9 protein-coding genes are annotated in these 14,479 nt (G+C 29.2%); 2 read left to right on the top strand and 7 right to left on the bottom strand.

From position 1 onward, the window contains the following. Nucleotides 1-200: 200 nt before the first annotated feature. From AXY43_RS11710 to AXY43_RS11725, 4 genes are all read right to left on the bottom strand, one after another. Nucleotides 201-2,603: a diguanylate cyclase gene (locus tag AXY43_RS11710; protein ID WP_039770733.1), complete on the bottom strand. Its 2,403-nt coding sequence runs from the start codon at nucleotides 2,601-2,603 to the stop codon at nucleotides 201-203. Nucleotides 2,604-3,019: 416 nt separating this feature from the next. Beyond that, on the bottom strand, nucleotides 3,020-3,286 hold the full coding sequence (locus AXY43_RS11715; protein WP_017212125.1) for a hypothetical protein: 267 nt from the start codon (nucleotides 3,284-3,286) through the stop codon (nucleotides 3,020-3,022). A 1-nt stretch (nucleotide 3,287) separates the two neighbouring features. Further along, entirely contained in the window at nucleotides 3,288-4,385 is a 1,098-nt protein-coding gene (locus tag AXY43_RS11720) for a membrane protein (RefSeq protein WP_039770731.1), read from the bottom strand. 412 nt (nucleotides 4,386-4,797) lie between these two features. Further along, on the bottom strand, nucleotides 4,798-6,258 hold the full coding sequence (locus AXY43_RS11725) for an oligosaccharide flippase family protein (RefSeq protein ID WP_039770729.1): 1,461 nt from the start codon (nucleotides 6,256-6,258) through the stop codon (nucleotides 4,798-4,800). Between the two features lie 499 nt (nucleotides 6,259-6,757). Between AXY43_RS11725 and AXY43_RS11730 the strand changes: the two genes are divergently transcribed. Both AXY43_RS11730 and AXY43_RS11735 read left to right on the top strand, forming a co-directional pair. Beyond that, nucleotides 6,758-7,366, top strand: a complete 609-nt coding sequence (locus AXY43_RS11730) for a TetR/AcrR family transcriptional regulator (RefSeq protein ID WP_017212122.1) — start codon at nucleotides 6,758-6,760, stop codon at nucleotides 7,364-7,366. A gap of 6 nt (nucleotides 7,367-7,372) precedes the next feature. Further along, nucleotides 7,373-8,068: an NAD(P)H-dependent oxidoreductase gene (locus AXY43_RS11735; protein ID WP_012060847.1), complete on the top strand. Its 696-nt coding sequence runs from the start codon at nucleotides 7,373-7,375 to the stop codon at nucleotides 8,066-8,068. A 119-nt stretch (nucleotides 8,069-8,187) separates the two neighbouring features. On the opposite strand, the gene AXY43_RS11740 is transcribed toward AXY43_RS11735, so the two are convergent. The 3 genes from AXY43_RS11740 to AXY43_RS11750 all read right to left on the bottom strand — a co-directional run bounded on the left by AXY43_RS11740 (nucleotide 8,188) and on the right by AXY43_RS11750 (nucleotide 14,471). Further along, nucleotides 8,188-8,883, bottom strand: coding sequence for a sugar phosphate nucleotidyltransferase (locus tag AXY43_RS11740; protein ID WP_012060848.1), 696 nt, complete (start codon nucleotides 8,881-8,883; stop codon nucleotides 8,188-8,190). A gap of 123 nt (nucleotides 8,884-9,006) precedes the next feature. Next, a complete protein-coding gene (locus AXY43_RS11745; protein WP_023976105.1) occupies nucleotides 9,007-10,857 on the bottom strand; it encodes a winged helix-turn-helix transcriptional regulator in 1,851 nt (616 codons plus the stop codon). A 452-nt stretch (nucleotides 10,858-11,309) separates the two neighbouring features. Next, nucleotides 11,310-14,471 (bottom strand): N-acetylmuramoyl-L-alanine amidase family protein, encoded by a 3,162-nt coding sequence (locus tag AXY43_RS11750; protein ID WP_243099205.1) that lies wholly within the window; start codon nucleotides 14,469-14,471, stop codon nucleotides 11,310-11,312. Nucleotides 14,472-14,479: the final 8 nt, after the last annotated feature.

Consider the following 14,479-nt stretch of genomic DNA (forward strand, 5'->3'; position numbering starts at 1 on the left):
ATACCTTCCTTCTTGAACTTAATGTTAAGGCACAATTAAACAATACAAGTATAACAATGCTAAGTTTATGTTCTCCATTAAAGTATTAAATAATTCAAAAGCACTTTTATGATTTTACTACGACAACTCAACAATAGATTCTAATCAAAAATAATACTGATGAGAGCTATCCCATCAGTATTATCTTATTATTCGTATAATTAATTTTCTTCAAAAATGCAATAATTATTTTTACCTTTACTTTTTGCTAAGTAGACTGCTTTATCCGCATTTGTAAAAAGTTCCTTAAAACTCTTACCATGCTCTGGATATTTTGCTATTCCTATGCTTCCAGAAACTTTTTGACTTAAAACTTCATCGGTATTATTACTCCTAAAACCATTCATTAGATCTTTTGCTTTTTCAATTAATAACTCTTCCGATGTAATATTTTTAAGGAATATCACAAATTCATCTCCACCTATTCGTCCTACAATAGAATCTTCTTTGAATATCTCTGAAAACATTAGTGAAATGTCAGTTAAAACAAAATCTCCTGCTAGATGACCTAAATTATCATTTACAGCTTTAAAATTATCAAGATCTACAACAAATAGCGCTCCACTATCGCCTTTCTTAGCACTTTTCATATATTCTTCAATCATATTTTGTACTGTTCCTTTATTATATAAGCTAGTTAAACTATCTCTTTGTGCTTTAAATAAAAGTTTTTCATTCTCTCTCTTTTCTTCATCAATATCAATAATTATCCCTATGGCCTTAAATATATCTCCATTTCCATCAAACATGGCAGTTATTCTTATTTTGCACCAAATATATTCATTAGTATTTTTCTTTATTCTAATTTCAGCTTCTTTATATGTATCCCCATATATAATACCATTAAGCAATTTTCCAAAATTCTTTATATCATCATTATAAATATAATCTGTTTTATATATAATCTCACTAACATTGTTTACAACTGATTTATAGCTAAACTTATTTTCCCAATTTCCAGAAAAATAAACAGTATCTTTGGGGATATTCCATTCAAAAATTGCGTCTTCTGTTTGAGACATAATTATACGATAGCGCTCCTCACTCATTCTAAGCTCTTCTTGAGTTATTTTGGATTCAGTTATATTTATTACTACACTGTAGCTAAATAATTTACCATAGCTATTTTCTACTATTTGACCGTTATCTAATAACCATACATTGACTCCATCACTCCTTTTAACCCTGTATTCTACAGTGTACTTACCATATTTACTTATTTGTTCTCTTATATCCCTCATTACTCTTTCTCTATCAGCCTCGCAAATTAATTCAATTAATTTTTTACGCCTTTGATTTTCAGTAAATTCATCTTCTTTGTAACCTAAAATGCTTAGACACCCACTACTTACAAAATCTAAAATATATTCTCCATTTTCTATTTTGCACGTATATACTCCTCCTGGTATATTGGATGTTAGAGATTGTAGCCTTCTATTTTTTTCTTCTATATGCTTTTTATTCTTTTCTATAGTATCCATCAATCCATTAAATGCTGTTGCTATTTCTCCGAATTCATCCTCCTTATTATATATAAATCGATCATCCATATTACCTTGTTTTATCTTTCTAATTACCTCCAATAATTTATATATAGGCTTAGAGAAATAATTAACTATAAATAAATATGATACTGTTATTAATAGTGAAATAATTATAAAAAATGCCACAGTATTCTTTATAGTTCTCTCAGTTGGCGTCTTAAATTCTGATAATTCAATTGCACTTAATACTATCCAGCCAGTATTACTAATCCTCGAATAATATCCTATCTTTTCAGTGTTATTAATTTTATATTCGATTATTCCATTAGGTGTACTATCAAAATCTATCTTTTCCCACTGCTCGTACAAATTATTAGGAACATTTATCTTTTTTATATTTTCTTTTATATTATTGCTAGTTCCAGCTGCAACAGCGCCATTTGGGTCCATTATCAGTATTCTTCCAGTATCAAAAAAGCTAACATCGTTTACAAGTTTTTCAAAATAATTCATATTCATTATATTAGCTATAAAACCTTGGTATTTGCCTCCTACAAATATAGGGCTTGCAATTATCGCACTTTTGGCTCCATCATTAAAATCTTCTCTTTCTATAATGTTTGTTACAACAACTTCGTTTTGCTTAAGCTTCTCAACTTCATTATTAGGAATCATAGCCTTCTTATTTATGAACTCACTATTATCACATGCAATAATTACACCCTCCTTGTCAACAAGTACCTCTCTACTTAAAAAAAATTCTTCTTGCATTCTACCAGCCAAGATTTCATTTAAAACTTGTATATCATGCCTTTTATCTTCTAAATCTTCTTTATTATTTAATGCAGTTAATATTTTTTTTACTATTGGTATATTGGTATCATTATTAAGATTACTAATATTCTCATCAAAAAAAGCTTTTAAGTGTATAGATTGATCCTTAGAAAAAGTTTCTACATTCTGCTTAGTTAATTCTAAGTTTCTAGTATTAAAATTTGAAATACATATGCTTGTCGAAATAATTGCAGGAATTATTCCCCATAATATAGATAAAACTATAAACTTTCTTCTTATATTCATCTTTCACCTCATTAATATATCATTAATAGACAAATTATATATTAATTTTATCAGATTTTATAATTATTTTATACATATTATATTAATTATTGTGTTTTTTTGTAGTTATAAACAAATTAATATCAATATTTCATTCTTCTTTATCATTTAATCATTATTTCGAAACGTTCTATATCAGAATTTTGCAACTTAGACTATTGTTCTATAGCAAAAAAAAATACACACCTCATATTTCATGATTAGAGATTTTGGTTTCAATAAAACCTTAAGCACAATAAAAGTTTATGTGCCTTATTCCTAACCACTCAGTATGAGTTGTGCATTTCATATATTTAAACTTTAAAATATATTATTGTCTTTTATTCTACGATTACACCAGTATTATTCATTTTTTTATTAATACAAATATATAATCATTAGTCTCTAATATATTTATTAATTGTAGCTGCTCCTTCTTCATTTGCATGATAATAAACTCTTAAATTGCCTGCCTCATCCATATCAAACCTTGTTTCTTCTAAAAGTCCATTAGCTTCTGCTGTCATTAGAGCTGAAATTACAGCATCTCTTTTAAGGGCCTTAAATTTACCATACTCACCTTTTAGAGCTTCAATAACGTCTTCTGCACAAGCTTCAGGTACTTTCGTAAAGTATTTTAAAATAGCATAATTAAGTGGTTTCATACTATCTTACCTCCTTTTTTCTGAATAAATCAAGCGGATTCATTGCAATTACTAATATACCAACTATCATTAGTACTGCTGCTCCCCAAGCGATTGGAGGTAGAGACCATCCATCTATTCCAAAGATTACACCAAGTAATATCCAACAGCAAAATGGTCCCCAGAATGAATATGTACCATTACAAGCCATACCAAGTGCAGCACCACACATACTATTGCCTTTATACCATGTCATAAATGAAATAAATGCACAAAGGCCACTTGCAGCAAACCAAATCATAGCAGAACCACTTGTAAATGCTTGAGCCACAAGCCCTGCTGAAATATTAACTCCACCTGCTATCATCCCTAAAATAGGAATGAATATAATTAAATTTGAAAGACCTGCTGTTGCCTGACGAATGGTAATACCTATCTCTGAATCAATCATAGATGTACCATAGCCAGCTACACAACCTTCAAAACCCCATCCAAGAGCCGCGATGAAAGCAATGCAAATACCTAATAGCATACCTTTTGGTGCATCCCCTGTAATACCTGTACTTCCAATCATAAAGCTTGCACAAACACAGATAGCAATACCCAATATCATACGTTTATTTAATTCCTGCTTGAATAAAATTCTACCTAAAATAGCACCAATAGCTGGACAAAGGGCAGTAATAGGAATAACTATTGACCCTGCCATCTGAAGCCCAATAACATAAGCCGTGCTAGCAATAGGTCCTCCTATAAGAGCTGCTAACATCATTACACGCCCTGGGGTAGTATTAATACATCTTAAGAAATCTCCAAACTTACCTTTAATAATTGCATAAATCACTGCCCATACAGCGCTGCAAACATCATTTACTGCACTTCCAAGTGCCCCTAATAAATACGTAATAACAAAAGCTGATAAACCAGCTGAATTTACTCCTGTCCAATCTCCCCAAACTCCTTTAGTCATCCCCAAAGTTAGAAATGCTGAGTAGAATCCATACATGAGACCTGAAAATAAAGCTATTGTAATACCCTTTTTAAAAAATTGTGCCGATAATTTCCTTTTTGCAATAACTGCAGCTTCATTAACTTTGGTATTTTTTATAATATTTTGCATCAAAAATCTCCCCCTTAAATATAACTTCTTATTCGTATAATTTTAACTTTTTCTACCTTACAATAATCTTCTTAAACTAAATTATTTCCTTATACTATATAATAAACAAAATGAATATATATTAAACTTAATTATGCCTTAGCCTTAAGTTCATTTTGTGAACAAAATTATATTATCATTGTTCACTGTTCAAATCAACATGTTCACATAAAAAAATATTATAAATTTTCATAAAAAGCTTTAAATTGATTTATTCCCATTCATATTTAAATACTTAATAAAAAATCATGCCTTTGAAAGCGCTATATCTTTAACATTTTACATGTCAATTCCCAACAGCACTAACAAACGCATGATTCTAACTTAAGAGCTATATAAAATAATATCCTCTTAATTTCTTATTCAATTCTAATTATCTTTTAAGCTTGAATTTCAAAAGTAATTTGTCTGCCAGCTCAAAAAATACCTGATCCTTAGTAAATATAAGAATTCCAGCATATATTAAGCCACATGCAAAAACCTCCACTACACATCCAAAAAGTATGTTATGTATAACAAGCTTTATTCCAAACGTTATAGGAATGAATATCAAAGAATAATAGAAATACTTTATATTCTCGTAAGCGAACAAATGTATATCTAATTTTATAACTTTCTTAACCAGCCTATATTCTAAACCTATTACAATAAGATTTGCTAAAAGAGTTGTACTTATAGCAGTAACCATATTAAATGTTCCTGTTAGAAATAATGTTGTATTAAAAATTAAATTAAGTATTCCTCCAATTAATACTAACATTGCATCATACTTTTCTTTTCCGTGAAGATATATTATTTGATTTGCTATTACCCCTTCAACTCCAACACTTAACATATGTATTGAAAATATAACCATAACCGGAACTGCCGCTAAAAATTCTGGTCCTCCAAAGATATATATAGCCTCTTTAGAAAGGCACAAAAGACCTATAGATGCTGGAAATAAAATCAGAAAATATATCTTTATAACCCTTTTTAGTAGGACCAAATACTCACCTTTAGATTCATTTCCCAAGTAGTTAGAGAGCCTTGGCATAGTAACTTGGATAACTGTTAATAGTAGTGTACTTACTATAGTAGTTACCCTCTGAGCCATATAATAATATCCAACATCGGTAGTCCCTCCAATACTGTCTTTTAGCATAATCTTATCAAGCTGAGTATATAAAACTCCTGTATTAGAAAGAATTACAACGTAAAACATAGGTTTTAAATGTCTAAAAAATTCAAGATTAGAAAAATCAAGCCTTACTTTTCTTTTTACGTATACGAAACTTATTATATTATTTATAAAGTTAAATCCTATAACTAAATATAAATAAAACAAATAATCTTCTTGTTTTCTAACAAATAGCAAAATCAATGCAGAATATACTATTCTAACTATCATTGTTTTAATAGCAATGAAATCATAATTTTCTAATGCTTCATTAACCCATTCCACGTAAAAAAGATTAAATACCAAATTAAATCCCATAACTATACATGTATAAAAATATGGTTCATTTTTATAAAAAATAGCTACAAATATCATGTATGCAGCTGAAGCTAGGATATTAGTAACACTTGCAAAAAGAAACAAGCTCGTAAACGTTTGTCTAAGTTTAGCCTTGTCATCACGAACTTTACTTATTTCTCTTAGTCCATACTGGTAAATTCCAAAGCTTGCGAATATTAAAAAATAAGCAGTTAGAGAATCTCCATATCCCATATAACCATATAATTCTTTACCAACTGATCTAGTAACTAATGGGATTACCAAAATCGGCAATATTATGTTAAATAAGTTAAGCATTGCTTTGAATATCGCATTTTTTGAAATAGATTTAGCCATTTGTTTGTCCTCCATATACGTATTCTAATCAACAATGCACATTTAATGACTTTTAAGCACACTGTGATAAATTAGAAATTATTTTATTAAAATGCACAGTTCCAATTGAATTTATTTCTACTTAACAAGTTATTGACTTCGCTTCGCACTTTTTATATCAGTTTTTAGCACTTCCTGCTTTTTTATAAGTTCTTAGTTGCGCTTCGCGCTTTTTTTATATGTGTATATTTTTCGCTTTTTCAATTGTACATTCTAGTTTATTCATTGTCAATTCATATACAAATTATATGGAAAGTGTTGAAAATTTATGGACTTTTTTCTTACTTTGAGTTATAATCAAACTAACAACTGTTAGTTTTAAATTATAAGATAATAGTAGTGGAATATTATGCTTATTTCTCAAACTCTAATTATAGTTTATATGTATTTGTGTTTGATATATATTAATATAAATTAAGCACTTTAAAGTTATGCAATAATATTTTTGTGAGGAGTTTTTATGAATACAAGAGAAAAAATTATATCTGAATCATTAAATCTTTTTTCAAGGAAAGGTTTTGATGCAATATCTGTTAGAGATATCGCCAAAGCAGTTGGCATAAAAGCAAGTTCTCTTTATAATCACTTCAAAAATAAGCAAGATATTTTTGATACTATAATCCAAAAATATTCAGATTTAGTAAATAAATTTTTGAACAGTATAAAAATTAGGGATAATTCTGATGAGAATCTTCCTAATAAAACAAATTGGTTATCTGACGAATACTTTTTCAAAAAAAGTTCATACATTTTTAATTTCTACTTAGAAGACGAGAATATGATTAAATTCAGAAAATTGCTGACAATAGAGCAATGTAACAACTCTAAACTTTCAGATTTATATAATAAGATATTTATTGATGATATATTAGATTTTCAAGCTGACGTATTTTCAAAATTAATAAGTTCAAACGTATTTATAAAAAAAGACCCTTATACATTAGCACTTCAATTCTACTCCCCAGTTTTCTTACTATTTTATAAGCACGAAAACTTAACTGATAAAGAACGTAGATTCTTAGAAAATCATATTTCAGAATTTAAAGACACATATATAGTGAAAGGATGATCACTTGTGAATGTAATTGTCATTTATGATAACTCAAGCGAGACAAATACATATAATTGTGTGCAACTCTTGCTAAATGCTCTTAAACTTAATATTGAATTAAAAGTCACGGAATTTTTCTTATCAAAAGATTATATTTACAATGGACGTCTTTCTTATCCCGATATTGATTCAAAAACTGTTAATGGTATGGAGTACATCATAAATTCATTAGATAGCTCTGATTTACTTATAATAGCTTCTCCAGTATCAAAATGTGATATTAGCAATGAAATGAAACTGTTTTTGCACAGACTATCTTGTTGTTACCTATTAAGTAGCTCAAGATCCCAAATAAATGATAAAATAGGATTGTCCATGTCAACAACTTCTGGTGCTGGTCTTTTTTATACATCTAAAATTCTAAAGAGAAATCTTAATTCATTGGGAATAAAGAACACTTTAAAGTTTTGTAGAACTCTTTATGAGATAAGTTGGGAAGATGTGAGTTTAAAAACTAAAATGAGAATACATAAGGATATTTTCAAACTTTCCTACAAAATATTAGGCCTACATAATCGTACATACAATAAGAAAAGATTAATTTTAAGAAAAGTGATTTTTTCAAAAGATAATAACGCTCTTATAGATAGCAGCCCAAATATTATACAATTAAGTTCCTGGAAATATCAATCTCACTTGCATAATAGACATATTCAGTAGCCTTTTAAACATATATTTTTACATAAAAAACTACACAAAAATATACCTTCATCAAAATAAGTATATTTTAGTGTAGTTTTTCATATTTCCATATTATATTTTGCTTTTATATCATTAAATTATAATTTAAGTGCGTTTTTCAGATATGCTAGATCCTCCAATGAATCTATTTCAAATATATCATTTGATTGTATCTTTTCGATATGCACTTCCATGTCCTTAAGATTATCTACAGCAATACTATCCCAATATAAATCTCTAAAGTCCCCTTTGTTTATTGCTTCTTCAACTTTATTAGAAATAAATTCGCCATCTTTAGCAGTCCAAAAAGATGCTCCTGACATTATAAAATCAGGTTTATCTCCTTCTTTTCCAATTTCAACACTATGTATTCTGCCATCTTCATCATATTTCAAAATCCACTCACCTATTATATTTTCTTTACAAGCTGAATAATATAATGATGTTTTTGGTTTACTTTTAGGTAAGAAGTTCCTTGTAATATAGTTATCTGCATCAATTACAAATGCATCCCTAAGGTATTGCCTAACTAAATACATAGTATATATATTATTATAGATATCGTATTTATCATTAACCACTTTGATTAAATTATATTTCTTAACTATATCATCAAACTTTTCATGGAGATATCCAGTTAATACTATAATCTCGTTAATCCCAATCTCCTTTAAATTTATTATTTGTCTTTCAAGTAAAGACATCCCATTGACTTCTATTAAAGATTTTGGAGTATTTTCAGTTAATGGTCTTAATCTTGTTCCCATGCCCGCTGCCATTAAAATTGCTCTCATATCTACCTTCTCCTCAGCTAATTAAAAATATATAAATCATCTTAAATTTCAATACATATAAATAAACAAGTTATATCCTAAGCTTATGTGATATCTAACCAGAATTATAAATTTGATTTATAATTAAAGTTTATTTAAATATTCCTTAGCTCTATTATATCTATCTAATCCATAAGTACCAAAATCGTCTCCTTCTGCTTCCTTAATTAGTGTCCAAACAGCCCATAAGAAATCTTGGCATATTTGATGAATTAATAATCTTCTTCTTGAATCTTTATCAGCATCTTTTCCTTTAAAATATAGTCTAAACATTAACTCTATATCATCTTCTGAAAATTCATTTTCTAAAGAAAGAGCTGCCAAATCCCACATATCATCGTTGATCCCACTGTATTCCCAGTCGATTAAATAAATTCTGCCTGCAGTATCCTTAACAAAGTTTTCCGAAACCAAATCATTATGAGATGGTACATAGACTCTGTTGCATCTATTTAATTCTTCTTCAAGAGCCATAACCTTTTCTCTTACTTCAGCATAATCCTCAAAAAAGTTTCCATTATCTTTTGTTAAAATCCCTTCATATTTTTCAAGTTCCCTAAACATACTGAACTCATTATCCATATGAAAATCAGTACATTCATGCAAGTCTCTTAAGATAGCTGTAACTTGCTTTAAGTTTTCTTCTTTCTTAATACTTCTATGAGTTAAAGTTTCAGCATTTTCTATAAACTTAGATATTTTAACTCCAGTTTCAAGATTGAAATAAGGTACTTCTACATTATAGCCTTTCTCAGAAGCAATCGCCGAATTAAACATTTCTGTGTTTCTATTAATCATTTGTTCCGTTCCAACACCTGCGACTCTTAATATGTATCTATCACCTTTAACACATATTTTATAATTTTTGTTTGTCATACCACCTGCTGGCTCAACTTCTGTAATATCTTCATCTGTTACTTTTAATGATTCTCTAACAATAGCTTTTATGTTACTTATCTCATAACTTAGCTCTCTTCTTCTTATAGTTGGATAAAGATAATTCTTGATTTTTTCATATTCCTTAGAACTATCTGCATCCCCCCATGCAAGATCATCTATTTTAACAAAACCAATATTATAATTTCTAGCAACATCTAAAAGTACATATTCATAATTTAAATACGGATTTACATTCCCTTTAAATTCTTCAAGCATCATTGTATATAATTTATGTGATATCTTAGTAAGTCCTATCATTTCTCCATCAATTCTATTAAATTGATGAATATCTTTGGACATTTTAAATAAATGATTATCCCTTATTTCAACAAATGCTTCATCACCTGATCCACTTTCATTTGTAAAAAGAATACAATCACGATTTGGACTTTCTGCTAATTCCTTAATAGCTCTTTTTTCGAAAATCAAATCATTTTCAATAAGTAAAAAATCATCATCTATATAATCTTTAGCTAAAGATAATGAATGCATTGTTCCTGTCCACTTATAAGTATCGCTCTTTACTAATATTATATTTTTACTATTTTTAAAAGCTTCTTCATAGTACTGACTTTCATATCCAGTTACTATAACGGTCTTAGTTATTCCATTTTCTTTTAAAATATTTAGAGTTCTATCAATAAGCCTAAAGTCTTCAATATCCAACATTCCTACAGGTTTCCCAAATTCCTCTGCCTTACCTGCTGCAAGTATTACAGCTTGTTTAACTATTTTTTTCTCTTCTTCATGAATCTTTAATCTAGTACTTTTTGCAGAAGCAATATTTTCTTCTAAAAACTTCATGCCCTTTTCAGTTACTTTATATAAAGTTCCTCTATTATTTGTTATTCTGTCAATAAATCCATCCATGGTAAATTCTTTTAAAACTGCATTAACCTTCCCAAGGGATATATTAGTTCTTTTAGCCAATTCTCTTTGATTAATATTAAAATTATCATTCAGCGTCTTTAAAATTTCTATCCTATCTTCTAACATATTACACCTAACTCCCCTTTAATTAAACATAGCATTTATTGTTCGAATTTTGAACTATAATTATTATATTCCCTAAAATTCCAGTTGTCAATAAAAACTCCCTTGTATATTTCTGCCCCAAAGTTCGCCTCTATATGATACTTGTTTAAAATCAAATACATTTGTTTTAATTTGAACTCTTAATATTTAAAAAAACACTAAGAGGAAAGCTAAACTCACTTTTCGCTTGCCTAAATCTTTAATCAGACAAGCGAAAGTTGAAAAACCTCCCTCTTAGTGCCTTTTTGTATAGAAATTTCTAAATCCCTGTTATACACGTACGTATTTGATTTGTAAATATAATCTTACATCCACCAATCATAATTCCTTTAAAACTGTAGAAATAGCATAATCTTTATTTCTATGAGCTATATGTAATTAAAAGTCATAGCTTAACAAAACTATAAATATTTTTAGTACATAGCTCCATCCTGTCCAAATTTATATACACCATCATCAATATAAATACTTTGATTCACAACCATTTGTCCATTAGGAGTAAAGTAATACCATTTTCCATTTAAATTTAACCAGCCTTTTTTCATTACTCCATTTAACCCCAAGTAATACCAGCTATTATTTAAATTCATCCATCCTTTTCTCATCTCTCCGTTTGTTGGATCTAGGTAATATGTTTGACCAGTCTTATCATCAACTTTCCACCCTGATGCTCTATATCCTAGATTATTTAGGTAGTAGTATTTTCCACCAGTAGATACCCAAGCATTTTTAACTTGTCTGCTTTTTTTATCAAAGTATACTGGCTTTCCATTTACTGTTCCCCACTCATCATACTTAGTTAAATCTACCCAACAATCATTGTAATCATCATAAAATTGATCATCATCACTGCTACTATCATTATTATTATCATCGTTATTCCAATCAGAAGAGTCAACCCTATAAACTTCTAAAGTATAAGTTTTAGTCTCCTTGCCATCTTCAGATATAACCTCTATATCGATCTCCGTTTTCTGAGCTCCTTTAAGGCTAATACTTATTGCAGAATCTGAATATTCCTCTCCATTAACACTAATTGTTGATTTGGAATCTTCTGCTATTGGAGTTACATTAATCTTAGATACATTTTGATCAACTCGAACTTTAGTTATATCTTCTTTAGGATCAAATGTATAGTCTCCTTGGCTAAGAATAACATTTTTCAAATTCGCATTACTACCTTTTGAATTGTTCTTAATTACAATGCTATATATTTTACTAGTTTTCCCATCTTGTGCTGTTACAACTATGGTTATAGTTGTATTCCCATTTGTATTTAAAGGAATTTCATTTGATTCTCCAGAAGTTAAATCATAAGTTGCATCACTTCCATTAATACTTGCAATAATTGACTTAACATTATCATCTTGGGCTATTGCTGTTATCTTTTCAGTTGTATCTTCTTTTGCCACAGTAGTTGTATAATCTAATTTATCACTTGAAAATCCTGAATTCCCATCACTATCAGTTAAAGTATATCCTGAAATTTTTAATGAATTTAATGAAGCATTGCTTGAACTTGCTCCTGGATCTGGTGTCACTTCACCTGTAAAATTTTCCGGAAGATAAAACACATAACTATCGCCTACAGTATACGTACCAGTTTTGACTTTTACATCCTGACCATTCTCATCTTTCTTTATTTCAACCTTATCATAATATGCTTGAACAACCATTTTCTTTCTACTATGAGCAATATTAACATTAAGGCTAGTACTTCTTAAAAGATCCTTATCAGGCAAATTATTTACTGATTCAGTGGCCTCCTCAAGATTAGTACTATTTACATCATCCGCAAAAAATACTTTTATATATTCATGCTTATCACTTTGATGACCTGTAAAAGAAACTATAACTGAATTTGCATTAGGCGACCCATAATACAAATCATAACTACGCCTAGATGAAGTAAAACTAACTTCCCCATTATTCGCTTTAGTTACTCCTGGTTGTGTTAACACCACATCACTATTACTATCTGTAGTTTTACTAAATTCTAAATTCATTGTAAAGTTATTATCATTATTTATAACAACGACATCTAATAGATATCTCGCTAATATCTGTGATGAATTGGTTATATTTCCATCTTTGCCCTCATAGGCATCTATCTGTATCTGATTATAATCTGGGCTCGTATCAAAATTAACATATTGTTTTCCATTTTTGAGCTGCGACTGTTCAGTTTTAGTCTTCCCTGATGAATCTTTATAATTATTAGTCACAGTATATGCTACATTGTTACTGGATTGAGATCTTATTAACGTAGGATTTATACTTATCATTCCTGCCCTTGAATCTACGTATATTTTTCCTTTATATTCTGAAAAACCAGACGTAGTTTTTGTGACAGTAAACGCCTTTCCAATATACGCTTTAACATCATCATCGTCATTAAAATCAAGCTTTGTTATACCTGCATTTTTTAAGCTATAATCTTTCTCTGCATCTAATTTATTGTATCTAATTTCTACTGCATATGCCTTCGCTATCTTTACAGTAGAGCTACTGTCATTAGTAACTGAGTTTACCTTAATTACTATTAAATCTGACTTACTTCGATTTGATAAATCTCCAGATAATTTCTGTCCATTAAGACTGAAACTTCCATCAACAGCACGTATACCATTTTTATATAATTCAACACCTTTATCTAAATTAATCATATCTCCAAAAGTCATGATATATTTTAATGCTGAAAGTGAATCTGGCACATCAAAATTATATCTTAATTTCATATTAGGATCTGGTGTCACCGTAGTCGAATATAAAAATGGCACTGTATTATTTTCATTTTTTGTGGCATCTAAAATCTCATCTTTATCATTAAATGCATCTGCATCACCAACATAAGCTTTAAATGTCATTTCACTTATTTGGTTAGTTGCATAATCCTTACCATTCTCTATTGTTATTGTTTTTTCATATTTTGTAACTGTCTTTTCTCCAGCTGGATCCGGAGTTGCATCTTGTGTTACAGTTCCGTCAGAATTTTTAGTTTCTTTATATATTATTGACAAAGTTGTTATTTTAACTGAATATTTAATTTTATTAACACCTGCTGGTAAACCTGTTATCTTTACTCCTATTCTTTCTGAATCATTTTCTACAGGAGTTGGCCCACCATTTCCAGTACTGTTACTATAACTTAAAGTTATTCCCATCCCTGCCACAGCATTTTGTCCGTCTGTATTGGCAGTCCCATCATCATTGATTAGTATAGCTTCATTTATAGCCTTAACAACTATTTCCTGCTTTGTTACTCCAGTAATTGATGATTTTGAATCTTTCGCCTGCTGTATCAATTCAGCTTGAGTCTTTTGAATATTTTTAAGAGATATATCAAAATTATCCTCAAGAGAATTAGCAGTATGTATCTCTTCTTGAGTAGTGCTATCTATTCTACTTGGAAGAGGTGTCATAGTTCCATCTAAATTTACTCTGCTAGCTGTAGCTTCTGCAGGTATATCATCCGCTTTTGCCACTTCTGAATTAAATCCAAGTGGTATAAGTGATATTATACTTGTAAATACCACTATTAGCGCTATAAACCTTTTTTTAATCTTGCTCATCATTCTCGTCC

This window comes from Clostridium sp. MF28, assembly GCF_002969175.1.
Taxonomy (GTDB): Bacteria; Bacillota; Clostridia; order Clostridiales; family Clostridiaceae; genus Clostridium; species Clostridium beijerinckii.